Here is a 24,783-nt window from a genome sequence, read left to right on the forward strand (position 1 = left end):
CATCACTAAAGTCAACACACGTGTAGTTCAAGCGGGCCGTACCCTGTCGCCATGCCTGCCACGCCTCGCCGCCGACCCGTCACACGCAAGGGCCGCCCCGTCCTCACTCGCGGGATCATCGCCGCCAAGGCTCTGGAGATGGCAGGCGCACAAGGGTTCCCGGCTCTCACGATGCGGGCTCTCGCCGCCGAACTGGGCGTGACCGTGAGGGCGTTGTACAACTACGTCGAGGATCGCGGGGAAGTCGTCAGCCTGGCCGTCGACCTGATGCTGACCTCCTGGAACCCGCCCCCGCTCGACCCCGCGGCCTGGGAGGCCTCCGTCGCCGGCTACGCAGGCTCCCTGCGCGCCCTGTACCGCCGTTGGCCCCGCGCCCTGCTGGTCTCCCTGGACGAGGACACGCCCCCGGCCTCGGTGCACCCCAACCGCCTGCTCAACCTGGACCGGTTCCTCCGGCTGCTGCGGGACGTCGGCCTGGACCTCCCGGCGGCGCTCGCGGCGCACCGCCATCTCTCCCTGCTCGTGCTGTCCTTCGCGCTCGTGGTCGACGGGCCCGCCGGCCGGGCCGGGGACGACCGGAACACGCTCGTCCCCGACACCTGGCTCACCGCTCACGCCGACCTCGACGTTCCCACCCTCCGGGAGGCCGCCGCGCTGTCCCTTCCCACCGCGGACGAGCAGTTCGACCAGCTCGTCGCCGCCGTCGTCGCCCGGATCCGCGGCGGACTCAGCGCCGGCTGACGGCCCGCAGGTCCCGGTGGGGCGCCTGGTGCGGTTCACGGTGGATCGGGTCCGCGCCTCCGGTCAGGGGCAGGCCCGTGCCGCCCCGCCGGGCCGCCACGATCTCCGCGGCGATGGACAGGGCCGTCTCCTCGGGCGTACGGGCTCCGAGGTCCAGGCCGATGGGCGAACGCAGACGGTCCAGCTCCCGGTCGCTCAGTCCCGCCTCGCTCAGCCGGCGCCTGCGGTCCTCGTGGGTGCGGCGCGATCCCATCGCGCCGACGAACGCGGAGGGCATCCGCAGCGCCTCCGTGAGCAGCGGCACGTCGAACCGGGCCTCGTGCGTCAGCACGCACAGCACGGTGCGCCCGTCGGTGGCGGTGCGCCGGAGATAGCGGTGGGGCCAGTCGACGACGACCTCGTCCGCCTCGGGGAACCGGGCCCGGGTGGCGAAGACGGGACGGGCGTCGCACACCGTCACATGGTGGCCCAGGAACTTGCCGGCCCGTACCAGCGCCGCCGCGAAGTCCACCGCGCCGAAGACGATCATGCGGGGCGGTGGCACGCTGCTCTCGACGAGCAGGGTGAGCCCGCCGGGGCAGTGCGTCCCGTCCTCGGAGAGAGTGACGGCGCCGGTGCGGCCGGCGTCCAGCAGGGCCGAGGCCTCGGCCGCCGCCGTACGGTCCAGCTCCGGGCGGCCGCCGAGCCCGCCCTCGTGACCACCGTCGGCGCGGACGAGCAGTGCCCGCCCCAGAAACCCTTCCGGGCCGCTCACCACCCGGGCGAGGGCGGCCCCCGTGCCGGAGACCGCGGCGGACAGCGCGGCCCCCAGCACCGCGCGTTCCGGCGAGTCGGCGCGGACCGGCGTGACCATGATGTCGATGACCCCGCCGCAGGTCAGCCCGGCAGCGAAGGCGTCCTCGTCGCTGTAGCCGAACTGCTCGCGCACCGTCCGGCCGTCCTGGAGGGCCTGGGCGCACAGTTCGTAGACCGCGCCCTCCACGCAGCCACCGGAGACCGACCCGATCGCCGTGCCCTCGCTGTCGACGGCGAGGGCCGCGCCGGGCCCGCGCGGCGCGCTGCCGGCGACGGAGACGACGGTTCCTACGGCGAACTCCCGGCCCTCCGCCATCCATCGGTGCAGTTCACCGGCGATGTCAAACATCCGTCGCTCCCCCGGCGGGGTCAGGCGCCGTCGCCGCGAGGATCCGGTCGGGGCGGATCGGCAGGTCCCGGTGGCGGGCGCCGGTGGCGTGCCAGACCGCGTTGGCGACGGCCGCCGCCGCGCCCACGATGCCGATCTCCCCGATGCCCTTGATGCCGACCGGGTCGTCGGGGTCGTGGTCGTCGACCCAGTGCGCCTCGATGTCCGGGACGTCGGCGTGCGTGGCCACGTGGTAGCCGGCGAGATCGGGGGCGTAGTGACCGCCGCTGACGCGGTCGCGGACCGCCTCCTCGTGCAGGGCCATGGAGATGCCCCAGGTCATCCCGCCGACGAGCTGGTTGCGGGCGGTGAGCGGATTGACGATGCGGCCCGCGGCGAAGACGCCCAGCATGCGGCGCACCCGGACCTCACCGGTGGCGGTGTCGACGGCGACTTCGGCGAACTGTGCCCCGTAGGAGTGCCGTTCCTTCCGCGCGAGGCTCGCGAGCGCTTCGGTGGTGTCGGACCGCACCGTGATCCCCTCCGGGGGGATGCTCGTGGTCACCGCGAGCCGCTCCCGCAGTTCGGCGGCGGCGGCCGTGACGGCCCAGGCCCAGGAGCGGGTGCCCATGGAACCGCCGGCGATCATCGCGGGGCCGAAGTCGCTGTCGCCGATACGGACCCGGACCAGGTCGGGCGCGGTCTCCAGCGCGTCGGCGGCGATCAGGGTGAGCGCGGTGCGGGCTCCGGTGCCGATGTCGGCGGCGGTGATCCGTACGGTGAACGAACCGTCCGCCTCCGCCGTGACCAGGGCGGTGGACGGGGCGGCCCCGGCGCCGTAGGAGGCCGCCGCCGTGCCGGTGCCCAGCAGCCAGCGCCCGTCGCGGCGGATGCCGGGACGCGGATCACGGTCCGCCCAGCCGAACCTGCGCGCGCCCTCGCGGAAGCAGGCCGCCAGGTTGCGGCTGCCGAACGGGAGCCCCGAGACGGGACCCACCTCCGGCTCGTTGCGCAGGCGCAGTTCGATCGGGTCGACCCCGGCGCGTACGGCGAGCTCGTCGAGGGCCGCCTCGATCGCGAACGACCCCGGGGCCTCCCCCGGCGCGCGCATCCAGGTCGGGGACGGCACGTCGAGCCGTACGACGTGGTTGCCGGTGCGGTGCGCCTCGGCGTCGTACATCACCCGGGCGACGCCCGCGCTGGGCTCGACGAACTCGTACACCGTCGACGTCTGGTTCAGCGAGAGGTGTTCCAGGGCCAGCAGCCGGCCGTCGGGGGCCGCGCCGAGCCTGATCCGCTGGATGGTGGGACTGCGGTAGCCGCCCAGGGTGAACGTCTGCCGCCGGGTCAGCACCACGCGCACCGGGCGCCGCAGGGCGGTGGCGGCCATCACGGCGGACACCTGGTGGGCGCGCAGGCCCTTGCTCCCGAAGCCGCCGCCGATGTGCTCGGAGCGGACCCGCACCGAGGAGGCGTCGAGCGAGAACATCGTGGCCAGCTCGCTCTGGACCCAGACGGCGCCCTGGTTGGAGTCGACGAGCTCCAGCCGGCCGCCGTCCCAGTGGGCGGTCGCCGCGTGCGGCTCCATCATGCTGTGCTGCTCTTCGGGGGTGGTGTACCGCGCGTCCACCACATGGGCGGACGCGGCCAGCCGGTCCTCCAGATCGCCCTTCTCCGTCTCGGCGGGCATGTGGCTCGCGGCGGGGTAGGCGTCCGGGTGGCCGGCGACGAGCGCGGTGTCGTGGGGCTCCCGCTCGTACGTCACCACGAGCGCTTCGGCGGCCTCCCGGGCCTCCTCGGAGGTCTCGGCGACGACGAGCGCGACCGGCCAGCCGGCGAACGGCACCCGGTCGTTCTGGAAGACGGCGCAGGTCGGGTCCGGCGGGGTGCCGAGCATGCCGACGTAGTCGAGGTTCAGGCGCGGGGCGTTGCCGTGGTGCAGCACGGTGAGCACGCCCGGCATGTCGAGGACCGGGGCGGTCTCCACATCGAGGATCCGGCCGCGGGTGACGGTGGACAGCACGAGCCAGCCGTGGGCCAGGTCCGGATGCGGGATCTCGGCCGCGTAGCGGGCCGCGCCGGTGACCTTGTCCCGGCCCTCGACGCGGGTGTGGGCGACGCCGACGGCTCCGCGCACGGCCCGGGGTCCCGGCGTGGTGGTCGTCATCGGGCGTCCCTTCCGGCGAGTTCGGTGAGCACGGAGACCACGAGGTTGCGCATGAGGGTCACCTTGTATCCGTTGTCGGGCAGCGGCCGGGCGGCGGCCAGTTCTGCGTCCGCCGCGGCGGCGAAGGTCGCGCCGTCGGCCGGCGCTCCGGTCAGTACGGCTTCCGCCGCACGGGCGCGCCAGGGCCGGGAGGCGACGGCTCCGAGGGCGAGGCGCGCTTCGCGTACACGGCCGTCCTCGATGTCGAGCGCCGCCGCGACGGAGCCGATGGCGAAGGCGTACGAGGCGCGTTCACGCACCTTGCGGTAGCGGGAGCGGGCGGCGACGGGCGCGGCGGGGAGGCTGACGTGGGTGATCAGCGCGCCGGGCGGCAGGGCGGTCTCCCGGTGCGGGGTGTCTCCGACGGGGAGGTAGAAGTCGGTGAACGGCGTCTCGCCGGGCCCGTCGGCGCTCTCGTAGGAGACCACCGCGTCGAACGCCGTCAGCGCCACGCCCATGTCGGAGGGGTGCACGGCCACGCAGTGGCCGGAGGCGCCGAGGACGGCGTGGTTGTGGTGTTCGCCGGCGACGGCGGGGCAACCACTGCCCGGGGCACGCTTGTTGCAGGGCCCCGAGACGTCGGTGAAGTAGCCGCAGCGGGTGCGCTGGAGGAGGTTGCCGCCGACGGTCGCCATGTTGCGCAGTTGCCCGGAGGCTCCGGCCAGCACGGCCTGGGCCAACGCCGGGTAGTGGCGGCGCACTTCGGGGTGGGCGGCGAGATCGCTGTTGGTGACGGTCGCTCCGATGCGCAGACCGCCGTCCGCCGTGGGTTCGACGCGGTCCAGGGGGAGTTCGCGGATGTCGACGAGGCGGGCGGGGCGCTCCACGCCGGACTTCATCAGGTCGACGAGATTGGTGCCGCCGCCGAGGAACCGCGCGTCCGGGTCGGCGGCGAGGAGCGCGAGGGCACCGGTGACGTCGTGGGCGCGCTGGTAGTCGAACTCCTTCACGCGGCGGTCTCCTTCGTCGTTGCCGTCCGGTCCTCGGCGTGGGACTCGGCGTGGGACTCGGCGGCGCGGGTGACGGCCTGGACGATCGAGACGTAGGCGCCGCAGCGGCACAGGTTGCCGCTCATGCGCTCGCGGATCTCGTCGGGCGTCAGCGGTGGCGGTCCCGCCCCGGGCCCCGGGTCGTCGGTGACGGCGCTCGGCCAGCCGGCCGCGTGTTCCTCGATGACGGCGATGGCCGAGCAGATCTGGCCAGGTGTGCAGTAGCCGCACTGGTAGCCGTCGAGGTCGAGGAAGGCCTGCTGGACGGGGTGCAGTTCGTCGCCCTCGGCCACGCCTTCGATGGTGGTGATCTCGCGTCCCTCGGACGCGACCGCGAGGCTGAGGCAGGAGACGACGCGTCGCCGGTCGACCAGGACGGTGCAGGCGCCGCACTGCCCTTGGTCGCAGCCCTTCTTGGTGCCGGTGAGGTCGAGGCGTTCGCGCAGGGCGTCGAGCAGGGTGGTGCGGTGGTCGATGGGCAGGTGGTGCTTCTCGCCGTTGATGTTCAGGGTGATCGCACTGGACGTCGACGAGGTCGCTGGGGCCATGATCAGCCTTCTCTGGTCTCTGGTGACGAGGAACCGGACCGCCGGCGGGGACCGGTCGATCCGGCCACCGGCGAACGCGACCGGCGTTAAGGTAGCCCTAACCGGACTGTTGTCCGTTCACGGAAAAAACGTAACGGACAGCTGTCCGGTTAACAAGGACGGGTTTCGGCCACGAGCCCGCGAGGAGGATCCGTGTCCCAGCCGAAGAAGGACGCCCCCCTGCGTGTCGACGCGCAGCGCAATCGCGAGCGCATCCTGCGCGTGGCCATGGTCGAGCTGACGCTGCGCGCGGACGCCCCGCTGAGCGCGATCGCCAAGAAGGCGGGCGTCGGGCAGGGCACGTTCTACCGCAACTTCCCGCACCGGGAGGCCCTCGTCCTGGAGGTCTACCGCTACGAGATGCAGCAGGTCGCCGATGCCGCGGGCGAGCTGCTCCGGACGCGGCCGCCCGAACGGGCCCTGCGGGAGTGGATGGACCGCCTCGCCGGCTTCGCCATGACCAAGGCCGGCCTCGCGGACGCGATCCGGCTGGTCACCAGCGCGCCGGGCGGACCCGCCAAGCCCGGCCCCACCCCGGTCATGGAGGCGGCCGGAACCCTGCTCCGCGCCTGCGAGGACGCCGGCGTCGTCCGCCCCGGGGTGACCCCGGACGACTTCTTCCTCGCCATCGCCGGTCTCTGGCAGATCGATCCGCGCGAGGACTGGGAGCCGAGGGCAGGCCGGCTGCTGGATCTCGTCATGGACGGACTGCGCGTCGGGGCGCCAGGCCGCTGACGGGACCGCCGCCCCCGAGTGTCGGCGGGCCGTGTGATGATGCCCCGGTCAACGCTCGGACCTGGGGAGGGACCGAGCCGTACGCACGCGGCGGGAGCGGTGAGTTGAGCAAGGGCGGGGCGTCCATACCGGACGAGGAGTGGGAGCGTTTCCTGAGGGAGTCCGAGGCCGGGGGCCGGGGAGCGCCCGAGGAGCCGTCGGCCCGGGCCCGGATGGTGGCGCAGCGGCTCCAGGAGGGGTCCGGCCCGCCGGAGGGGTGGCGGACGTACACGCCGGCCCGGCGGCGCGGGGGCAGGGGCTGGGCCGCGCTCGGTCTGGCGGCCGCCGTCGCCGTGGTGGTCGTGGCCGTCGGCCCCTGGGGGATCGGCAGCTGGTTCGACGGCGACGACGGTGCGAACGCCACGCCCCTCGCCGCGGAGTCGGAGCGCCCGACCGGTGCGCCCGCGCAGGAGGCCGCGGACCGGACGCCCACCCTGGACGAGCCGTTCAGGGGATCGCCGGCCGCGCGATGGAGCGACGGAACGGCGGGCATCCACCTGCCCGAGGCGCGGGCGACCGGCTGGATGAGCAGGACGGAGGTCGCGGACGCGCTCGCGAGGACCCGGGACTTCCTCGGCGCGTCCAGCCTCGACCCCGCCGTACTGCGCGGCGGCCGGCCGGCCGAGGCCATCGCGCTGATCAACCCGCACCAGGCGGATGTGCAAGGCTTCCTCAAGAAGGCGCTCCGCGCACCCGATCGCGAGAACGACCCGCTCCTGCTGTTCAGCCGCTTCCGGCCCTCCGACGTGCGGCCGGCCGGGGACGTGGTCAAGACCCGCGGCCGGGTCACCTTCCGGGAGGGCGAGCGCGGTGCGGTGCGGGTGTCCACCGACATCACCTACGTCTACCCGGTCGTGCGCGCCGAGGGGGACAGCGACGAGGTGGCGCGCACCATCGTGCGCCGCGAGGTGGTGATGAGCTGGGACGACCCGGCGAAGATCGTGACCGAGCCGGGGACCTTCTCCCTCGTCTCCTACAAGGTGGACACCACCAACGGCGGTTGCGACACCCACACCGGCTATCTGACCCCCGCGTTCCTCGCCGAGCGCACCGACGCCGAGGCGCGCGACGGTGCCGAGGTCGACCCGTACGACCGGAGCACGTCGATGGAGGAGCGTATGCGGGAGGGTGACGAGGAGGGCTGCGGGACCGCCACCCGCTCCTGAGGAGGAGGAGGGGGCAGCTCGCGCCCCGCGCGCGAGAGCGTTGACGGGGAGCGCCGCGCGCGGAAGCGTGACGGGGAGCGCCGCGCGCGCGGAAGCGTGACGGGGAGCGCCGCGCGGCAGGGCCTGGTCGCGGTGGTGCCCGGGGGCGTCCGCTCGGGGCCGCGCACCCGCTTCACGTCTCCCGGCAACCAATCCGGTGATCGCCCGGCCCCGAATACGTGGTGAGGGTCGCGGACACCGCCGCTCTCTCCCGCGAGAGGCGGTACGTCATGATCACGCTGATGCTGATCGGGTTGCTGGGCGGGCTGATCACCGCGGTGTCGCCCTGCATCCTGCCCGTCCTGCCGGTGGTGTTCCTGGCCGGCGGCTCCGGGCGGGGCGAGGACGGCGAGGCCGCGGGCAAACCGGTCCGGGCCCCGGGCGACGCCGAGGCCGGTGGTGGCGGTGGGACGACAGGGGGTGGTGGCGCTGTCGCGACCGCTGCCCCGGAGGCTCCCGGACGTCCGCCGCGCAACCGGCGTCCCTACGCCGTCGTCGCGGGCCTCGTCGTCAGCTTCGCGTTCTTCACCCTGCTCGGCGTGACGATCATCTCCGCCCTCGGTCTGCCGCAGGACATCCTGCGGTACGTGGGCCTGGGACTGCTCGTCCTCATCGGCCTGGGCCTGATCTTCCCGCCCGTCGAACGCCTGCTGGAGAAGCCCTTCGCCCGTATCCCGCAGCGCCAGGTGAACAAGGAGGGCAGCGCCTTCGTCCTCGGTCTGGGCCTCGGCCTGCTGTACGTGCCGTGCGCGGGGCCCGTGCTCTCCGCGATCACCATCGCGGGAGCCCGGGGCGAGATCAGTTCCGACATCGTGGTGCTGACCCTGTCCTTCGCCGTCGGCACCGCCGTGCCGCTGCTCGCGTTCGCGCTGGCCGGGCGGAGGGTGGCCGACCGCGTCGCCGCGTTCCGCAGGCGTGCCCGGGGACTGCGGATCGCCGCCGGCTCGCTGATGATCGTCCTCGCGCTGGCCCTGGCCCTCGACGTCACCGCCGCCATCCAGCGGTCGCTGCCCGACTACACCTCCGGTGTCCAGCGGAAGATCGAGGACAGCGACGCCACCCGGCAGCAGTTGTCCGGTCTGTACGACAACTCCAACAAGGCGCTCTCCCGCTGCGAGGACGGCGCCGACGAACTGCGCTCGTGCGGGCCGGCCCCCGCGCTGGAGGGCATCGACTCCTGGTTCAACACCCCCGGCGACCGCCCCGTCGACCTCAAGAGCCTGCGCGGCAAGGTCACGCTGATCGACTTCTGGACGTACTCCTGCATCAACTGCCAGCGCGCGGTGCCGCACATCCGCGACTGGGAGCGTGCCTACCGGGACGCCGGGCTGCGCGTCATCGGGGTGCACTCCCCCGAGTTCGCCTTCGAGAAGAAGCGGAGCAATGTCGTCGCCGGCGCCGGGAAGCTCGGAGTGGACTGGCCCGTCGCCCTCGACAACGACCTCGCCACCTGGGACAACTACCGCAACCGCTTCTGGCCCGCCAAGTATCTGATCGACGCCGAGGGCACGGTCCGCTACTTCAAGTTCGGTGAGGGGCAGTACGACCGGACGGAGAACATGATCCGTGAGCTGCTCCGGCAGGCGGATCCCACCGTCGTCCTTCCGGAGCCCACGGACCGGGCCATGGACGATCTGGCCGCCGACCGGACTCCGGAGACCTATCTGAGCAACCTGCGCATCCGCGGTTACGTCGGCACTCCCCTGGTGGACGACCGGCCGGCCGTCTACCGCTTCCCGAAGGGCGATCTGCCGCTCAACAAGCTGTCGTTGGACGGCACATGGACCGCCGGGTACGAGGAGTTCACGGCGGGGCGCGAGGCCCGGCTGGCCTTCACCTACCGGGCGAAGAACGCCAACATCGTCCTCGCCGGCACCGGCGAGGTCACCGTTCTCGTGAACGGCGAGGCCACCAGGACCCTCCGGGTGACCGGCGAGCCGACCCTCCACCGGCTCACCGACGACCGGGACCCGCGCACCGCACGCCTCGAACTCCGCCTGGACGAGGGCCTACAGGCCTATGCCTTCACTTTCGGGTGAGCCCCCCGGCCGGGACCGGACCGAGGCCTCCCCCAGCTCCGCGAACCGGTCGAGCAGCCCGGCCGCCGCGGCCACATCGTCCGTCAGCGGCCGGTCGGCCGGCTCCGCGTCGAGCACCGAGGCCGCGAGCCCGAAGGCCCGGCCGACCGGCAGCTCCGGGTCGAGGCGCAGCTCGCGCTGGCGCAACGCCCTGACGGCCGCGACGAGTTCACAGCCCACGACGAGCCGGAACGCCTGGCACGCCCGCAGGGTCTGCCGTGCGGCCAGCGAAGCGAAACTGGCCTGCTCCTCGACACCCCGCGAGAGCACCGCGTGGCCGAGCGAGGCGGGCGCGGAGAAGGCCCGCAGATCGCCGAGCGCCGCCCCGGCCGCGTATTCGAGGATCATCACGCCCGACGACGCCGGCTCGCCGTCCGCGAGGAACGGGCGCAGGCGGGTGAAGCCCGGTTCGTTCAGCGTCGAGAGCCGGGAGGTGGACAGCCGGGCCACCTGGGTCACCGCGAGCCTGAAGTGGTCGAGGGAGAGGGCGAGCTGGGCGAGGTAGAAGCCGCCGTGGTGGTAGGCGGCCATATCGTCGGCGGAGATCAGCGGGTTCTCGGCCGCCGCGTTGATCTCGACCGCGAGGACCTCTTCGAGCGCGTCCGCCGCATCGTGCGCGGGCCCGTGGATCTGGGGCACGCAGCGGAAGCCGTACGGGTCCTGGATCCGGCCGAGCGGCGGTGTGGGGCGGTCGGGGGCGCCGAGCAGCAGCCGCATCCGCTCCGCGACCGCGTACGAACCGGCGTGCCGCCGCGCCTCGTGCACGGGGAGCGCGTAGGCCTCGTAACTCCCGTCGATCGCCATCAGCGACAGGGCCGCCACCACCTGCGTGGCCGCGATCAGGGTGCGCAGCTCGTGCAGGGCGAGGGCGGACTGGCCGAGGGTGAGCGCGTTGCTGCTGATCAGGGCGAGGGCGTCGTTGTTGTCGAGGGGCTGCGGTGCGGGGGCGGCCCCGGCGCCCTGCCAGGGGTGTTCGCCCGCCAGCGCGAGGCCCAGCTGCGCGAGCGCGGCGATGTCGCCGGTGCCGACCGAGCCGAACTCGTTGACCTTCGGGTAGGCGCCCGTCTCCAGGGCTTCGCAGAGCGCGGTGACGACGGTCGGGCGCAGTCCCGCGCCGCCGGCGAGGAGCTGGTTGGCGCGGACGGCGAGCATGGCGCGGACCTCACGCGCGGGCAGCTCCTCGCCGATCGCCCCGGCGTGGCTGCGCAGCAGGCGCAGTCCGTGTCCGGAAGCCGCCTCCGTGGGCACGGTCTCGTTCCGGTTCGCCCCCACGCCGGTGGAACGACCGTAGACGCGGCCCCACGAAGCGATTTCCCGCGCGGCGTTCCAGGAGGCTTCCACGCGCTTCATGCCCTCGGCCCCCGGAACGGGCCGGGCGGCGGATTCGGCCATTCGTACGACATCTGCGACCATCATGCGTCGGCCGTCCAGGATGACGATCGCACTGTTGCCGCCTACCGCCCTGTCCGAGATATGAGACGACATCCGTAGCAATTCCTCCTCTGCCGGGCGCTCCGTCTTGTCCTGCGACCTCTGGTGACCAGGGATTCACGCCCGCACGGCGACGACCTATTGACAACCTATTCAGTCACCGAGAACTCTGCATGATGATATGCAGTCGGGCAAGGGACTCCTCATGATCCAATTCGACAAGGCCCACAAGCGCTTCCCGAACGGCACGACCGCGGTGCACGACCTCACGCTCGATCTGCCGGAAGGGGGCGTGACCGTCCTCGTCGGATCTTCCGGATGCGGCAAGACGACCACGCTCCGCATGATCAACCGGATGGTCGAGCCGACCTCCGGGACGATCAGGGTGGGCGGCAAGGACGTCCTGGAGCAGGACGCCGCCGAGCTGCGCCGCTCCATCGGCTACGTCATCCAGCAGTCCGGGCTCTTCCCGCACCGCACTGTCCTGGACAACATCGCGACCGTACCGCTGCTGCTCGGCTGGGGCCGCAGGAAGGCGCGGGCCCGGGCGGCGGAACTCCTGGAGACGGTCGGCCTCGCCGCCGACGCGGGGAAGCGCTACCCGCACCAGCTCTCCGGCGGCCAGCAGCAGCGCGTCGGCGTGGCCCGCGCGCTGGCGGCAGACCCGCCGGTCCTCCTGATGGACGAGCCCTTCGGCGCCGTCGACCCCGTGGTCCGCACCCAGCTCCAGGACGAACTGCTGCGACTCCAGCGGGAGTTGAACAAGACGATCGTCTTCGTCACGCACGACATCGACGAGGCCGTACGGCTCGGCGACCGCATAGCCGTCTTCCGCACCGGTGGCCATCTCGTCCAGTGCGCCTCCCCCGCCGAGCTCCTGGCCCGCCCCGCGGACGCGTTCGTCGCGGATTTCCTCGGCGCGGAGCGCGGCCTGAAGCTGCTGTCCCTGACGACGCTCGAAGAGGTCGCCCAGGGCCCCGCCCCCGAAGGCGGCCGATGGCGGCTCGCCCTCGACGCGGCCCGCAAGCCGCTGGCCTGGCGCGACGAGGAGACGGACGCGGAGACGCCGGTCCGACCCCTGCGGGACGCCGACTCGCTCCTCTCCGCGCTCAACGAGTCGATCTCCGCGCCGAGCGGCCTGGTCGCCCGGGTCGACGCGGACGGCGTCCTCACCGGCGTGACGTCCCGCGAGGACATCCACGACCGCGCGGGCCGGGTGCACAGCGCGGCGAGCACGGTGGCGGCGTGAGTGTCGACTGGTCGTGGATAGCCGACCACACCGACGATCTCACCGTCCTCACGCTCTCCCACCTCCAGGCCGCCCTGACCGCCGTACTCCTCGGTCTGCTCGTCTCCCTCCCCCTGGCCGTGCTGGCCCACCGGGTGCGCAGGCTCCGCGGGCTGCTCCTCGGCCTGTCGAACGTCCTGTTCACGATCCCGTCCATCGCCGTGTTCGTGCTGCTCCTGCCCGTCAGCGGGCTCACCCGCACCACCACCGTCATCGGCCTGACGATCTACACGCTCGTCGTGCTCCTGCGGAACACCGTCGAGGGCCTGGACTCCGTCCCCGCCCGGACGAAGGAAGCCGCGAAGGCGATGGGCTCCCGGCCGCTGCGCACCCTGCTCACCGTCGAACTGCCCCTCGCCCTCCCCGTGATCATGGCGGGCGTGCGGATCGCGACGGTGATGGCGATCTCCCTCGTCTCCGTGGCCACGTACATCGGCGACGGCGGGCTCGGGCAGCTCTTCACCGACGGGTTCCAGCGCAACTTCCCCACCCCCGTGATCGTCGGCGTCGTCCTGACGCTGCTCCTCGCACTCGTCGCGGACGCCCTGCTCGTCACCCTCCAGTACGTCCTGACACCGTGGACCCGCCGACAGAAGCAGGGGGCCTGACCTCATGTACGAACTTCTCAAGGGCCTCGGTGACTGGCTGGTCGGCGCCGAGCAGTGGACCGGCTCCGACGGCATCGGGCACCGCCTCGCCGAGCACCTCCAGTACTCGCTGCTCGCCACGCTCGTCGCCGCCGCCATCGCCCTGCCGGTCGGTCTGCTCATCGGCCACACCGGGCGCGGCGCTTTCGTCGCGATCAACCTGTCGAGCTTCGGGCGGGCGCTGCCCACGGTCGGGCTCGTGGTCCTCGTCTTCCTCGCCAGCGGCCTGTCGATGTGGCCGGTCTACATCGCCCTCGTGGCGCTCGCGGTGCCGTCCATCGTCACCAACACCTACGCCGGGATGACGGCCGTCGACCCCGAGGTGCGGGACGCGGCACGCGGCCAGGGCATGCGCTGGTACCAGGTCCTCCTCCAGGTCGAACTGCCGCTCGCGCTGCCCCTGATCATGACCGGACTCCGGCTCGCGCTCATCCAGGTCGTCGCGACGGCGACCATCGCCGCGTACGTCTCCTTCGGCGGGCTCGGCCGGTACGTCTTCGACGGGCTCGCCCAGCGCGACCTCGTGCAGGTGCTCGGCGGCGCCGTGCTCGTGGCGCTCGTCGCCGTCGTCCTCGATCTCGCGCTCTCCGCCCTCCAACGCGTCCTCTTCCGCCACCGCCCCGCCCCGCGGACCCAGGCCTAGGAGCCCCCCATGAACCGCAGAAATCTCCTCGGTGGACTCCTCGCCGCCGCCACCGTCCCCGCGCTCGCCTCGTGCGGCGGCGGCATCACCTCCCTCGACGGGGAGGGGGCAGGCGGCGGGGGCGGGGGCTCCAGCGAGGGCGGCGTCACCATCGGCACCGCCAACTTCACCGAGAACCAGGTCCTCGGGTACCTCTACGCCGCGACGCTCGAAGCCTCCGGGGTGAAGACGAAGGTCCGCCCCAACCTGGGCACCCGCGAGATCCTCATCCCCGCGCTGAAGGGCGGCGACATCGATCTGCTGCCCGAGTACCAGGGCGCGCTGCTGCACTACCTCGACGCCGAGGCCACGGCCACCGAGGAGGGCACGATGCAGAACGCCCTGGCGATGCTCCTGCCGCGCGGCCTCCAGATACTCCCGTACGGCGAGGCGGAGAACGCCGACGCCTTCGCCGTCACCAAGGAGACCGCCGAGAAGTACGGCCTCAAGTCCCTGGCCGACCTCGCGCGGCACAACGGCAAGCTCGTCATCGGCGCGGCTCCCGAGGTCAAGAAGCGCACCGTGGGCTCGGTGGGCCTCAAGGACGTGTACGGCGTGGAGTTCAAGGAGTTCAAGTCCCTCGACTCCTCGGGCCCGTTGGTCAAGGGAGCCCTCAAGAAGGGCGACGTGGACGTGGCGAACCTCTTCACCACCGACACCGACATCGCCGCCGAGGGCTGGGTCGTCCTCACCGACCCCAAGAACCTGATCCCCGGCCAGCACGTCGTTCCGCTCATCGCCGACCGCAAGGCCGACTCGACGGTCCGCAAGGCGCTCGCCCGCCTCGGGGCCGTACTGACGACCGAGGACCTCACCGAGCTCAACCGCCTGGTGGACAAGGACCGGAAGGACCCCGAGGACGTCGCGAACGACTGGGCGGCGGAGCACGGCATCACGAAGTAGCCGCGACCGGCGGGGCCTCCCTGCCGGCGGTCACCTCCGGGGCCCGGCCGCCGCGTAGACGGTGGCGCCCGCCGCCAGCAGGGCGCCGGCGGTCCAGGCGGCGGCCCCGGCATCGGGCGGGGCCAGCAGCCAGCCGCCGACTCCGCCCGGGTCGGGCGGTGCGAAGAAGGTGACGGCAGGCCAGCCGACGACCGGCGTCCAGGCGTACTCCGCACCGAACACGACGGCCCCGAGCGCGGCGAGACCGGTCAGCCCGGCGGCGTCCCGGAGCAGGAACGCCGCCGTCACCGGGTCCCGCCCCGCTGTCTGCGCCGCCAGGAGCACGAGGGCGACGAGGACGGCGATCAGCAGGACGTGCGCTGCCCGGAGCGGGACCCAGCGGATCGCCGCCGTCCGGTCGAGGGCGGCGTCCTGGCCGCCGAGCCCGGGGGCCGCCGCGGCGACGGCGACCGCCACGGCCAGGACGCTCAGCCGCGGATCGGCGACGCCGTCGGCCGCCGCGCCCGCCCCGAGCAGCACCGCCGAGGCGAGGAACGCTCCGGCCGTGGCCGGGGCCCGCCGCGACCGCGCGTACAGCAGGAGGCCGCCCGTCACCGCGCTCCCCCGGCCAGGTCGTCGGCCCAGGGAAACTCGCAGTCGAGGGCGGCTTCGCGCACCTCGGCGACCCGGCTCCGCCGCTGGTCCGGGGAGAGTGCCGTGAACTGCTTCCACGCCTTCCCCATCGAGGCGCGGTAGGCCTCGCGGTCGTACACATCGGCCTCGATGGGCCGGAACGTTCCCAGCGCCCAGCTCGCCAGCACGCTCTGCACGACGAGTACCTCGTCGCCGCCGAACTCCCGGGAGGTGATGGCCCGGCAACTCGGCGCGAGCCCCTCGCCGACGAGACGGCGCACCAGCTGATCGCCCCGCGCCGTGTCGATCTGCGGGTCCTCGAAGTTGACGAGCACCGACGCCGGGGCGAGCCGGCGCTCCTCGCCCACGGCCCGGAGCGCGGTCTCCTCCCGTACCTGCCGGGGCGCCGCGTCGCCGAGCACGGTGTCCAGGACGCCCAGCGCCCGGGTGGCGGAGGGCGCCAGGGCGTCGAGCCGGTGCCGGTGCACCTCCGTGACGCAGACCTGGCCGTCGCACACCGGGGCGGCCGCCGCCGGGTCGATACGGTAGCCACCGCGGGCGTCGCCGGGCAGCACCAGCAGCGCCAGGGCGGCTCCGGCGAGCACCGGCGCCACGGCCGTCAGGCGGGCCCGTCGGCGCGTGGCGCTCAGCAGCGCGAAGCCGGTGGCCAGGAGACCGAGCAGCCACAGGGTCTGGCCCAGGTGCACGGCGCCGGTGAGGGTCAGCAGCACCTGGCGCGGCTCGGCGACCGCCGGGGAGAGCTGCGAGAGCAGCTGGGATCCGACGCGGACGGTGGGCAGTTCGCTGTCGGTCTGCTGCATCAGGAACACGGTCACCGCGAGGAACACGACCGACACGGCCGGCGGCGTCAGCGGTGAGGGCAGAGCCCGTGCCACGCCCATGCCGAACACCGCGGCCGCCACCAGGGCCAGCAGCGCGACGGCCGAGATGGGCAGCCAGCCCAGGTGGGTGTACGTGGTCGGGCCGAGCGCCACCTGGACGCCGCCCCACACCAGCAGCGCCCCGAACCCGGCGACCAGCGCCAGGGCGACCGCGGCCGCCGGGGCCGCCGCGCGCTGCCATCCTGGCCGGGGGGTGGCGGCCAGCAGTTCCGGCATCCGGGAACGCTGGTCCCGCAGCCCGTACAGGGCCCCGATCCCGGCGACCAGGGGCCACAGGTAGGCGAGCAGCCCCCGGGTCCACAGCGCCAGCGAGGTCCACTGCCCGGTCCAGTCGACCGAGGTGCCCCACCAGCTCCCGTCGATGCCATAAAGGAACGCGAACCCGCCGGCCAGGACGGTGAGACCGACCAAGGGGGCTGCGGAGCGCTGGAGTTCGGTGCGCAGGACGCGGAGGTTCACCAGCTGCCCTTTTCGTTGTCGGAGCCGGACAGGAGGGCGGAGTAGCCGCGTTCCAGGGGGCTGTCGCCCGGCTGGTCGGCGGTTCCGGCGGCGGCCAGCGCCTGCGGGGTCCCCTGGAAGACGAGGCGGCCCCGGTCGAAGAGCACCACATCGGTGCAGGCCGCGGCGACGTCCTCGACGAGGTGGGTGGAGACCAGCACGCAGCTCTCCCGGCCGAGTTCCTGGAGCAGGGCACGGAACTGTAGGCGCTGTGCCGGGTCGAGGCCGACGGTGGGTTCGTCGAGCAGCAGCACCGAAGGGTCGTTGACGATGGCCTGGGCGATGCCGACGCGGCGCACCATTCCGCCGGAGAGCGCTTTCATCCGGCTGTCGGCCCGGTCCGCGAGTCCGACCCGTTCCACAGCGCGCTGCACGGCGCCGGGGATGTCCCGCGCGGGCATCTCCTTCAGCCAGGCCATGTACGTGACGAACTCCCGGACGGTGAACCGCTTGTAGTAGCCGAACTCCTGCGGCAGATAGCCGATGCGGCGGCGCAGCTCGCGGTGGCGGGCGCTGTCGCGGACGGAGTGGCCGAACAGTTCGAGGCCTCCCCCGGTGGGGCGCAGGACGGTGGCGAGCGTCCGGATCAGGGTGGTCTTGCCGGCGCCGTTGGGGCCGAGCAGACCGTGGGTTCCGGTGCCCAGGGCGAGGTCGAGCCCGTCGACGGCGAGCCGGTCGCGGCCGACCTTGACGGTGAGGCCGGTGGCATGGATCTCGTGGGCGTAGAGGCGTGGCGCGGTGTCGAGCGCGCCGGTGGGGACGGTCATCCGTTGCTCCTTGCGGGGGGTCATCGCGGGCTCTTGGGGGTGGTGTAGGCGCGGCGGCGGGCCAGGGTGACGCCGGCCGCGGCGGCGAGCGTCAGGGCCCAGAGCGGGAGGTGTTCGGGCTGGAGGAGGAAGAGCCGGCCCAGGGCCGCGGCCGGGACGAGGACCACCGCGGTCCACAGCGCGCCGAGGGCGGCGGTGGCGCGGCCGACGCCGATGACGCCGCCGAGCGCCAGCGCCGTCGCGGTGAGGGCGAGGGAGGGCAGGAGCCACTGCGCGAGGGCGACGCCCGTCAGGAGCCCGGCGACCAGGTGCACCGGGAGGACGGCGGCGAGCACGGTCAGGGTGCGCCGCAGCAGCAGGGACAGCCCGGCGCGCGGGGTGACGGCGGTCAGTTCGAACGCCGGGTCCAGTCCGCGCGACCAGGCGGCGGCGACTCCGGCGAGCGGCAGGGCCGGCGCCAGCAGCAGGACGGGCGGTGCGCCCCGCGTCCAGCCCGCGGTGCGGTCCAGCAGCACCGCGACGACGCTCACGCCGATGACCATGGCCAGCCAGGGGCCCATGACCGGGGTGGCCCAGGTCATGGGGCGGCGGCGACGGCGCGGGGCGGGCGTCGAACGGTCCAGGGCCGGCTCCAGGCCGTCGCGGACGGCGGTCAGCAGGGCGGTGACAGCGGGTACGCCGGCCGCCGCGCCGGCCAGCCGGCGGCGGCAGTCGACGCACCGCTCCATATGGGCCTCCACGGCCCACAGTTCGTCGGCGGGCAGGTCGGTGTCTCCTCGCGCGTAGTCGGCGACCAGTGAGTCGGAGGGGTGCTCGACGCTCATGCCAGTGCCCTTCTCATGGCGATGCGGGCCCGGCGGGCCCGGGTCTTGACGGTGCCTTCGGGGAGGTCGAGCAGGACCGAGGTCTCCCGGACCGAGAGCCCGTCGAGCACCAGCGCCTGGAGCACCTGCCGCAGTTCGGGGGCGAGGGTCCGCAGGGCGTCCCCGACCTCTCCGCCGACGGCGGCGGCCAGCACCTCGTCCTCGGCGGCCGGGGCGGTGGCGCGTCCGGCGGCGGCGACGGGCGGTTCGGCGTGGTGCGCACGGCGACGGAAGGCGTCGACGAGGCGGCGGGCCGCGATCGTCCAGAGCCACCCGGCGGCGCTTCCGCCGACGGCGCTGCCGACGAAGGCGCCGGCGGCCCGCCACACGGCGAGGTAGGTCTCCTGCATGACCTCGGCGACGATCTGCTCGTCGGCGCACCGGCGCCGCAGCCGTACCGCCAGCCAGGGGGCGGTGCGCCGGTACAGCTCGTCGAACGCGGCGCGGTCGCCGTCGGCTACCAGGCGGAGGAGGTGTTCCTCGGCCGGCTCCGGGGGCCGCTTCTTTCGTAGTCTCACACCGGCCAGACGCGGGGCGGGGCACCCGGGTTCTCCTTGGGGAGTGGTCTGCGTCACACCCGCTACCGGGTCGGGGGCTACCGCCCGAGCAGCGTGGCGACGGTGATCAGCACCGGGACGGAGAGCAGGGTGGACAGCAGGATCGACTCCCTGGCGAACCGCTCGGCGACCCCGTAGTGCGAGGCGTACGTGAAGAGGTTCTGGGCGGCCGGGAGAGCCGCGATCACGACGACGGCCAGCAGCGCCTCGCCCCGCAGCCCGAACAGTCCCGCGCCGACGGCCCAGGCGACGACCGGCTGGGCGACCGTCTTCAGCAGGGCGGAGAAGTACAGCGCGCCCCGGTCCTCGCCCCGGCCAGGACGCTCGCCGCCGTACAGGGATATCCCGAAGGCGAGGAGGACGGCGGGGACCGACATGTTGCCGATGAGGACGAGCGGTTCCAGCAGGGGTCCGGGCAGGGTCCGGCCGGACGCGGCCACGGCGACACCGGCCAGCGATCCGATCGCCATCGGGTTGCGCAGCGGGGTGGTCAGCCGCCGGAGGGCCGGGACAGGCTCTCCGGGGCGGCCGAGGTCGAGGACCGTCAGGGCCAGCGGCGTCACCACGATCTGCTGGAGGAGCAGCACCGGGGCGACGAGCGAGGCGTCTCCGAGGACGTAGACGGCGATGGGGATGCCCAGATTCCCGGCGTTGACGTAACTGGAGCACAGGGCGCCGATGGTGACCCGTCCGGCGTCCCAGCGCAGGAAGAGCCCGGCCACCACGACGAAGACTCCGGCCGCGGCGGCCGTGGCCGTCGCCGTGACCAGCAGGCGTGTCGACAGGACGACGGACAGGTCCGCGCCCGCGAGCATGGTGAAGAGCAGGGCCGGGGTCGCCACGTTGAAGGCCAGCCGGGTCAGCACGGTGCGGCCGTCCTGTCCCAGATAGCCGCGGCGGCCTATGACGTACCCGACGGCGATGACGGTGGCGATCACCGTGAAGCCGGTGAGGACTCCCTGCATGTCTTCCTTGCGGGTGGATCAGGTGCGGTGGGCGCCGGGCGGGTGGAGCACCTGGGCGGGTACGGCGGGCGGCCGGGCAGGTGGGGCACCTGGTCGGGTGCGGTGGGCGGCCGGCGGACGGAACACCTGGTCAGGTGCCGGACAGCGTCTCAGACCGGTGGTCGCGCCCCCGAGGCGGGGGTGGGGGCGCGACCGGTGGGCCGCCGACTGCCGGTTCAGCCCCGGGCGGTATCGCCCGCGCCGCCGCCCGGTCCGGGTGCCAGTGCGGCGGCGAAGCGGGCGGTCAGGGCGGTGGGTGCGGTGATGGCGGTGCCGACCACGACGCTGTGGGCGCCGCGGGCGAGCGCCTCGGCAGCCTCCTCGGGGGTGTTGACGCGCCCTTCGGCGACGACGGGTACGGAGATCGCGGCCGACAGGGACGCCACGAGATCCAGATCCGGTCCGGTCTCCTCCGGGCTTCCCAGCACATAGCCGGACAGGGTGGTGGAGACGAAGTCCGCTCCCTGTCCGGCGGCGGCGATCCCCTCGGCGAGCGTGGCGACGTCGGCCATGACGAGGGCGCCCGCCGCGTGGACGGCGGCGACGAGCTCGGCGGAGCCGTCCGGGCGCGGCCGGTCCGTGGCGTCGGCGGCGACCACGGCGGCGCCCGACGCGGCGACGGCCAGGGCGTGCCGGACGGTCGGGGTGATGTACACCCCGGTGTCGCCGTCCTTCCACAGGCCGATGACCGGCAGGTCCACCGCCGCTGCGATGGCGGCGACGACCTCCGGTTCGTTGGCGCGGATCGCGGCGCCGCCGCCGGCGGCCGCCGAGAGCGCGAGGCGGACGAGGGTGGCGGTCTCGCGCATCGGGTCCCCGGGGGCGCCTGGCAGGAGACGATCAGCCGGCCCCGGCGGCCGGCCAGGTCCCCGTTCTCGTCGGGGCCATCGAGACCACCACCGAGCGGGCCCGCGCGGCGGCGACCCTGGGGGGCCGACGCGGTCGTGGCCACCGCGCCCTTCTACACGCGCGCCCATGTCACCGAGATCGACCGCCACTTCAGGGAGCTCGCGGCGGCCGTGGACCTGCCGCTCCTGGCGTACGACGTGCCGGTCTGCGTGCACAGCAAGCTGGACCCGGAACTCCTGCTGCCGCTCGCGGCGGACGGGGTGCTCGCCGGGGTGAAGGACTCCAGCGGGGACGACGGTTCGTTCCGGCGCCTCGTCATCGGGGCCCGTGACCTTCCGGGGTTCTCGGTGCTCACGGGCCACGAGTTGGTGGTCGACGCGATGATGCTGAGCGGCGCCCACGGTTCCGTACCCGGCCTGGGCAATGTGGACCCGCACGGTTATGTGCGGCTGCACGAGGCGGCGGTGAAGGGCGACTGGGACACCGCCAGGGCCGAACAGGACCGGCTCGTCGGCCTGTTCGACATCGTGCGTGCGGCCCGCCCCGGCACGGTTTCGGCTACGGCCGCGGGGCTGGGCGCCTTCAAGACGGCCCTGATGCTGCGGGGCGTCGTCGACACCAATGTGATGAGCGCGCCGATGCGCCGCCTGGACGAGGCGGAGACGGCGTCGATCGCGGCCTGCCTGGAGCTGGCGGGGCTCTCCCTGGCCCGGTAGGGAACGGTCACCGCCCGGGCCCCGGGCGGCGAGGCCCGGGCGGCGGCCGTTCGACGCGCCGCTTCCCTCTTCACTCGATCAGCCCACCGGGTCGGGCACCCCCATACACCGCCCCACCCATTCCGATATGCCCTATTTCGCGGGACGGCTTAGCCTGCTGACACTGCTCGGATAGTCGACAGCCGGCGCCGTCGGCGGAGGGCGAGCTCCCATGGCTGAACTACGCAGGAAGTCCGGACTGCTCGGCGAGTTGTCCGCCGAGTTCGCGGGCACGATGATCCTCATCCTCTTCGGGTGCGGAGTGGTCGCCCAGGTGGCGGCGGGCGGAGCCCTCACGGATCCGGCCGGCGGGCTCGGTGACCACGACAGCATCGCCTGGGCGTGGGGGCTGGGCGTCACGCTCGGCGTCTATGTGGCGGCGCGGCTGAGCGGGGCCCATCTGAATCCCGCGGTGACGCTCTCCCTGGCCGCGTTCAAGGGGTTCCCGTGGAGCAAGGTGGCTCCGTACGCGCTGGCGCAGACGGCCGGCGCCTTCGTGGCCGCGCTCCTCGTCCGGTGGAACTACAGCGAGGCGCTGGCGAAGGCCGACCCCGGGCACACCATCAAGACGCAGTCCGTGTTCTCCACCCTGCCGGCCAACGGCAACCCTGCGCTGCCGGTCCACGAGTGGGGCGCGTTCCGCGACCAGATCATCGGCACCGCCCTGCTGCTGCTGCTGATCATGGCCGTCACGGACCTGCTGAACACCCCGCCCGGCTCGAACCTGGGCCCGTTCATCATCGGTCTGATCGTGGTCGCCATCGGCATGGCCTGGGGTACCAACGCGGGTTACGCGATCAACCCGGCGCGTGACTTCGGCCCTCGGCTGGCGAGCTTCCTCACCGGTTACGGGGGCGCGTGGCGGGACCAGTACGGGAATCTCTACTTCTGGGTGCCCATCCTCGGCCCGCTGATCGGCGGTCTGCTCGGCGCGGGTCTCTACAAGGCCTTCATCGGACGCTTCCTGCCGTCCGCCGCGCCCGAACCTCCGGGACGCGTCCCGGCGCCTACCAAGGACTGACGACTTCCAAGGACTGACGACACCGGCCGGAGAGGCGACACACATCATGGCGGACTTCATCGGCGCGGTGGACCAGGGGACCACCAGCACCCGGTTCATGATCTTCGATCACGGCGGCAACGAGGTCGCCAAGCACCAGCTGGAGCACGAGCAGATCCTGCCCCGCTCCGGCTGGGTGGAGCACGACCCGGTGGAGATCTGGGAGCGCACCAACTCGGTGATCCAGAACGCCCTGCGGCACGGCGGTCTCTCGCCGACGGACCTGAAGGCCATCGGGATCACCAACCAGCGCGAGACCACGGTGGTCTGGGACCCGCGCAACGGGCGGCCCTACTACAACGCCATCGTGTGGCAGGACACCCGTACCGACGCCATCGCGGCGAACCTCGAACGCTCGGGGCAGGGAGAGGTCATCCGCCGCAAGGCCGGGCTGCCGCCGGCGACGTACTTCTCCGGCGGCAAGATCCAGTGGATCCTGGAGAACGTCGACGGCGTACGGGAGGCGGCCGAGGCCGGTCACGCGATCTTCGGCAACACGGACGCCTGGGTCCTGTGGAACCTGACCGGCGGCCCGAACGGCGGTATCCACGCCACCGATGTGACCAACGCGAGCCGCACCATGCTGATGGACCTGGAGACCCTCGACTGGGACGAGGAACTCCTGGGCTTCTTCGGCATCCCCCGGGCGATGCTCCCGAAGATCAACCCCTCGTCGCATCCGGATGCCTACGGCTCCACCCGCACCTCCCGGCCGCTGAGCGCCGCGATTCCCATCGGGGGCGTCCTCGGCGACCAGCAGGCGGCCACCGTCGGCCAGGTCTGCTTCGCCCCGGGCGAGGCCAAGAACACCTATGGGACCGGCAACTTCCTGCTGCTCAACACCGGCACCGAGCTGGTCCGCTCGGAGCACGGGCTTCTCACCACGGTGGCCTACCAGTTCGGCGACAGTCCGGTGGTCTACGCGCTGGAGGGATCCATCGCCGTCACCGGGTCGGCGGTGCAGTGGCTGCGCGACCAGATGAAGATCATCAAGTCGGCGCCCGAGAGCGAGGAGCTGGCCCGGAGCGTCGAGGACAACGGCGGCATGTACTTCGTGCCCGCGTTCTCCGGCCTGTTCGCGCCGTACTGGCGGTCAGACGCCCGCGGCGCGATCGTCGGCCTGGCCCGGTACAACGACAACGCCCACCTGGCACGGGCCACCCTGGAAGCCATCTGCTATCAGAGCCGCGATGTGGTCGAGGCCATGGAACAGGACTCCGGGGTCCATCTCGACGTGCTCAAGGTCGACGGCGGGGTCACCGCCAACGACCTCTGCATGCAGATCCAGTCCGACGTCCTCGGCGTCCCGGTCAGCCGTCCCGTCGTCGCCGAGACGACCGCTCTCGGCGCGGCCTACGCGGCGGGGCTCGCCACCGGCTTCTGGCAGAACACCGACGAGCTGCGCACCCAGTGGCACGAGTCGAAGCGCTGGTCGCCCCAGTGGTCCGAGGAGCAGCGCGCGGAGGGCTACGCCGGCTGGAAGAGGGCGGTGGAACGCACCCTCGACTGGGTGAAGGTCCCCTGACCGCCACCGGCCCCCGCCGCCGGGTGGCGGTCCGGGCGCCCTCGCATAGGTTGGCCGTCCCATCCGACGCACCGCGACGAGGACCGCCCCCATGCCCAGCAGTACCAGGATCCGCCTGATAGAGCCCACCGACGCCGCCCCGATCGCCGCGCACCGGGTGCGGGACGCCGATGCCTTCCGGCCGTGGGAACCGGCCCAGCCGGCCGACTACTTCACCCCGGAGGGCCAGGCCGAGCGGATCGAGGGCCTGCTCGCCGGATACCGGGCCGGCACCGTCTGGCCGGGCGTGGTGCTCGCCGACGACCAGGTGATCGGGCAGGTCACGGTGGGCGGCATCCTGCCGCAGCCGCATCTGCGCCGCGGCTCCGTCGGCTACTGGATCGCCTCCGTCGCCCAGAATCAGGGGCACGCCGGGAGCGCCGTCGGGCTCGTGCTCCGGGTGATGACGGACGAACTCGGCCTGCACCGCGCCGAGGCGTCCACCAACCTGGAGAACCTGCCGTCGCAACGGGTGCTGCGTCGCAACGGGTTCACCCCGTACGGCGTCGCGCACGCGGCGATCTTTCTCGACGGGAGCTGGCGGGACGGGCTGTTGTGGGAGCGGATCCTCGGCGACTGAGCAGGCCACAGCATGATCGGGTGGCGAGGGGCGCTCCTGGGGCCGCGCTTGGATGTGGGCCACTAACTTGATTAGTATGCGTGGCTCGGCCTCCGAACAGCCGGTCGCCCGCCCGGGT

At 73.1% G+C, this 24,783-nt stretch carries 22 protein-coding genes and 2 pseudogenes; 12 read left to right on the plus strand and 12 right to left on the minus strand.

Annotated features, from left to right (window positions below):
* Positions 1-51: 51 nt before the first annotated feature.
* On the plus strand, positions 52-741 hold the full coding sequence (locus AB0F29_RS31705) for a TetR/AcrR family transcriptional regulator (protein WP_361879312.1): 690 nt from the start codon (positions 52-54) through the stop codon (positions 739-741).
* Here the strand turns inward: AB0F29_RS31705 and AB0F29_RS31710 are convergent.
* Genes AB0F29_RS31710 through AB0F29_RS31725 form a run of 4 tightly spaced genes read right to left on the minus strand, consistent with a single transcriptional unit; the run spans position 728 to position 5,607 of the window.
* Positions 728-1,885, minus strand: coding sequence for an XdhC family protein (locus AB0F29_RS31710; RefSeq protein WP_361879315.1), 1,158 nt, complete (start codon positions 1,883-1,885; stop codon positions 728-730). The genes AB0F29_RS31705 and AB0F29_RS31710 overlap by 14 nt on opposite strands.
* Positions 1,878-4,031, minus strand: a complete 2,154-nt coding sequence (locus AB0F29_RS31715; protein ID WP_361879317.1) for a xanthine dehydrogenase family protein molybdopterin-binding subunit — start codon at positions 4,029-4,031, stop codon at positions 1,878-1,880. Before AB0F29_RS31715 ends, AB0F29_RS31710 begins: the two co-directional genes overlap by 8 nt.
* Positions 4,028-5,020: a xanthine dehydrogenase family protein subunit M gene (locus AB0F29_RS31720; RefSeq protein WP_361879320.1), complete on the minus strand. Its 993-nt coding sequence runs from the start codon at positions 5,018-5,020 to the stop codon at positions 4,028-4,030. The genes AB0F29_RS31715 and AB0F29_RS31720 overlap by 4 nt, the downstream gene beginning before the upstream one ends.
* Entirely contained in the window at positions 5,017-5,607 is a 591-nt protein-coding gene (locus AB0F29_RS31725; protein WP_361879322.1) for a 2Fe-2S iron-sulfur cluster-binding protein, read from the minus strand. The genes AB0F29_RS31720 and AB0F29_RS31725 overlap by 4 nt, the downstream gene beginning before the upstream one ends.
* A gap of 192 nt (positions 5,608-5,799) precedes the next feature.
* Here AB0F29_RS31725 and AB0F29_RS31730 point away from each other — a divergent pair, with 192 nt between their 5' ends.
* The 3 genes from AB0F29_RS31730 (at position 5,800) to AB0F29_RS31740 (ending at position 9,664) form a co-directional block, all read left to right on the plus strand.
* A complete protein-coding gene (locus AB0F29_RS31730; protein ID WP_361879325.1) occupies positions 5,800-6,381 on the plus strand; it encodes a TetR/AcrR family transcriptional regulator in 582 nt (193 codons plus the stop codon).
* 104 nt (positions 6,382-6,485) lie between these two features.
* On the plus strand, positions 6,486-7,586 hold the full coding sequence (locus tag AB0F29_RS31735; RefSeq protein WP_361879328.1) for a hypothetical protein: 1,101 nt from the start codon (positions 6,486-6,488) through the stop codon (positions 7,584-7,586).
* Positions 7,587-7,855: 269 nt separating this feature from the next.
* Positions 7,856-9,664, plus strand: a complete 1,809-nt coding sequence (locus AB0F29_RS31740; RefSeq protein WP_361879331.1) for a cytochrome c biogenesis protein CcdA — start codon at positions 7,856-7,858, stop codon at positions 9,662-9,664.
* Here AB0F29_RS31740 and AB0F29_RS31745 read toward each other — a convergent pair.
* Positions 9,635-11,188: an aromatic amino acid ammonia-lyase gene (locus tag AB0F29_RS31745; RefSeq protein WP_361879334.1), complete on the minus strand. Its 1,554-nt coding sequence runs from the start codon at positions 11,186-11,188 to the stop codon at positions 9,635-9,637. The genes AB0F29_RS31740 and AB0F29_RS31745 overlap by 30 nt on opposite strands.
* A gap of 151 nt (positions 11,189-11,339) precedes the next feature.
* Between AB0F29_RS31745 and AB0F29_RS31750 the strand changes: the two genes are divergently transcribed.
* Genes AB0F29_RS31750 through AB0F29_RS31765 form a run of 4 tightly spaced genes read left to right on the plus strand, consistent with a single transcriptional unit; the run spans position 11,340 to position 14,654 of the window.
* A complete protein-coding gene (locus tag AB0F29_RS31750) occupies positions 11,340-12,383 on the plus strand; it encodes an ABC transporter ATP-binding protein (protein ID WP_361879337.1) in 1,044 nt (347 codons plus the stop codon).
* Positions 12,380-13,030, plus strand: coding sequence for an ABC transporter permease (locus tag AB0F29_RS31755; RefSeq protein ID WP_361879340.1), 651 nt, complete (start codon positions 12,380-12,382; stop codon positions 13,028-13,030). The genes AB0F29_RS31750 and AB0F29_RS31755 overlap by 4 nt, the downstream gene beginning before the upstream one ends.
* Positions 13,031-13,034: 4 nt before the next feature.
* Entirely contained in the window at positions 13,035-13,712 is a 678-nt protein-coding gene (locus tag AB0F29_RS31760) for an ABC transporter permease (protein ID WP_361879343.1), read from the plus strand.
* Between the two features lie 9 nt (positions 13,713-13,721).
* On the plus strand, positions 13,722-14,654 hold the full coding sequence (locus AB0F29_RS31765; protein ID WP_361879346.1) for an ABC transporter substrate-binding protein: 933 nt from the start codon (positions 13,722-13,724) through the stop codon (positions 14,652-14,654).
* 30 nt (positions 14,655-14,684) lie between these two features.
* Here AB0F29_RS31765 and AB0F29_RS31770 read toward each other — a convergent pair whose 3' ends face one another.
* From AB0F29_RS31770 to AB0F29_RS31800, 7 genes and pseudogenes are all read right to left on the minus strand, one after another.
* Positions 14,685-15,248, minus strand: coding sequence for a hypothetical protein (locus tag AB0F29_RS31770; protein WP_361879349.1), 564 nt, complete (start codon positions 15,246-15,248; stop codon positions 14,685-14,687).
* Positions 15,245-16,627 carry a hypothetical protein gene (locus AB0F29_RS31775; RefSeq protein ID WP_361879352.1) on the minus strand — a complete coding sequence of 461 codons (1,383 nt, stop codon included), beginning with the start codon at positions 16,625-16,627 and terminating at the stop codon, positions 15,245-15,247. The genes AB0F29_RS31770 and AB0F29_RS31775 overlap by 4 nt, the downstream gene beginning before the upstream one ends.
* Entirely contained in the window at positions 16,624-17,433 is an 810-nt protein-coding gene (locus AB0F29_RS31780; protein WP_361879354.1) for an ABC transporter ATP-binding protein, read from the minus strand. The genes AB0F29_RS31775 and AB0F29_RS31780 overlap by 4 nt, the downstream gene beginning before the upstream one ends.
* 20 nt (positions 17,434-17,453) lie before the next feature.
* On the minus strand, positions 17,454-18,257 hold the full coding sequence (locus AB0F29_RS31785) for a zf-HC2 domain-containing protein (protein WP_361879357.1): 804 nt from the start codon (positions 18,255-18,257) through the stop codon (positions 17,454-17,456).
* On the minus strand, positions 18,254-18,814 hold the full coding sequence (locus AB0F29_RS31790) for an RNA polymerase sigma factor (RefSeq protein ID WP_361879359.1): 561 nt from the start codon (positions 18,812-18,814) through the stop codon (positions 18,254-18,256). Before AB0F29_RS31790 ends, AB0F29_RS31785 begins: the two co-directional genes overlap by 4 nt.
* 77 nt (positions 18,815-18,891) lie before the next feature.
* Positions 18,892-19,818: an AEC family transporter gene (locus tag AB0F29_RS31795; RefSeq protein ID WP_361879361.1), complete on the minus strand. Its 927-nt coding sequence runs from the start codon at positions 19,816-19,818 to the stop codon at positions 18,892-18,894.
* Between the two features lie 215 nt (positions 19,819-20,033).
* Positions 20,034-20,722, minus strand: a pseudogene (locus AB0F29_RS31800) (putative N-acetylmannosamine-6-phosphate 2-epimerase).
* Between AB0F29_RS31800 and AB0F29_RS31805 the strand changes: the two are divergent.
* The 4 genes and pseudogenes from AB0F29_RS31805 to AB0F29_RS31820 all read left to right on the plus strand — a co-directional run.
* A pseudogene (locus AB0F29_RS31805) lies at positions 20,705-21,422 on the plus strand (dihydrodipicolinate synthase family protein); the annotation flags it as partial. The pseudogenes AB0F29_RS31800 and AB0F29_RS31805 overlap by 18 nt on opposite strands.
* 211 nt (positions 21,423-21,633) lie before the next feature.
* The gene (locus AB0F29_RS31810; RefSeq protein ID WP_361879363.1) at positions 21,634-22,482 is read left to right on the plus strand and encodes an MIP/aquaporin family protein; all 849 of its coding nucleotides are present in this window, start codon (positions 21,634-21,636) and stop codon (positions 22,480-22,482) included.
* A 46-nt stretch (positions 22,483-22,528) separates the two neighbouring features.
* A complete protein-coding gene (gene glpK, locus AB0F29_RS31815; RefSeq protein ID WP_361879366.1) occupies positions 22,529-24,046 on the plus strand; it encodes a glycerol kinase GlpK in 1,518 nt (505 codons plus the stop codon).
* A gap of 91 nt (positions 24,047-24,137) precedes the next feature.
* A complete protein-coding gene (locus AB0F29_RS31820; RefSeq protein ID WP_361879369.1) occupies positions 24,138-24,665 on the plus strand; it encodes a GNAT family protein in 528 nt (175 codons plus the stop codon).
* Positions 24,666-24,783: the final 118 nt, after the last annotated feature.

The sequence above is a fragment of the Streptomyces sp. NPDC026589 genome (assembly GCF_040638385.1).
Lineage (GTDB): Bacteria > Actinomycetota > Actinomycetes > Streptomycetales > Streptomycetaceae > Streptomyces.

Bases quoted from the DNA above. Each gene is read 5' to 3' on its own strand.
- AB0F29_RS31765 (WP_361879346.1), top strand. From the start codon at position 13,722: ATGAACCGCAGAAATCTCCTCGGTGGACTCCTCGCCGCCGCCACCGTC.
- glpK (WP_361879366.1), top strand. From the start codon at position 22,529: ATGGCGGACTTCATCGGCGCGGTGGACCAGGGGACCACCAGCACCCGG.
- AB0F29_RS31710 (WP_361879315.1), bottom strand. From the start codon at position 1,885: ATGTTTGACATCGCCGGTGAACTGCACCGATGGATGGCGGAGGGCCGG.
- AB0F29_RS31780 (WP_361879354.1), bottom strand. From the start codon at position 17,433: ATGACCGTCCCCACCGGCGCGCTCGACACCGCGCCACGCCTCTACGCC.
- AB0F29_RS31745 (WP_361879334.1), bottom strand. From the start codon at position 11,188: ATGTCGTCTCATATCTCGGACAGGGCGGTAGGCGGCAACAGTGCGATC.
- AB0F29_RS31740 (WP_361879331.1), top strand. From the start codon at position 7,856: ATGATCACGCTGATGCTGATCGGGTTGCTGGGCGGGCTGATCACCGCG.
- AB0F29_RS31760 (WP_361879343.1), top strand. From the start codon at position 13,035: ATGTACGAACTTCTCAAGGGCCTCGGTGACTGGCTGGTCGGCGCCGAG.
- AB0F29_RS31795 (WP_361879361.1), bottom strand. From the start codon at position 19,818: ATGCAGGGAGTCCTCACCGGCTTCACGGTGATCGCCACCGTCATCGCC.
- AB0F29_RS31705 (WP_361879312.1), top strand. From the start codon at position 52: ATGCCTGCCACGCCTCGCCGCCGACCCGTCACACGCAAGGGCCGCCCC.
- AB0F29_RS31715 (WP_361879317.1), bottom strand. From the start codon at position 4,031: ATGACGACCACCACGCCGGGACCCCGGGCCGTGCGCGGAGCCGTCGGC.
- AB0F29_RS31725 (WP_361879322.1), bottom strand. From the start codon at position 5,607: ATGGCCCCAGCGACCTCGTCGACGTCCAGTGCGATCACCCTGAACATC.
- AB0F29_RS31785 (WP_361879357.1), bottom strand. From the start codon at position 18,257: ATGAGCGTCGAGCACCCCTCCGACTCACTGGTCGCCGACTACGCGCGA.
- AB0F29_RS31750 (WP_361879337.1), top strand. From the start codon at position 11,340: ATGATCCAATTCGACAAGGCCCACAAGCGCTTCCCGAACGGCACGACC.
- AB0F29_RS31820 (WP_361879369.1), top strand. From the start codon at position 24,138: ATGCCCAGCAGTACCAGGATCCGCCTGATAGAGCCCACCGACGCCGCC.
- AB0F29_RS31810 (WP_361879363.1), top strand. From the start codon at position 21,634: ATGGCTGAACTACGCAGGAAGTCCGGACTGCTCGGCGAGTTGTCCGCC.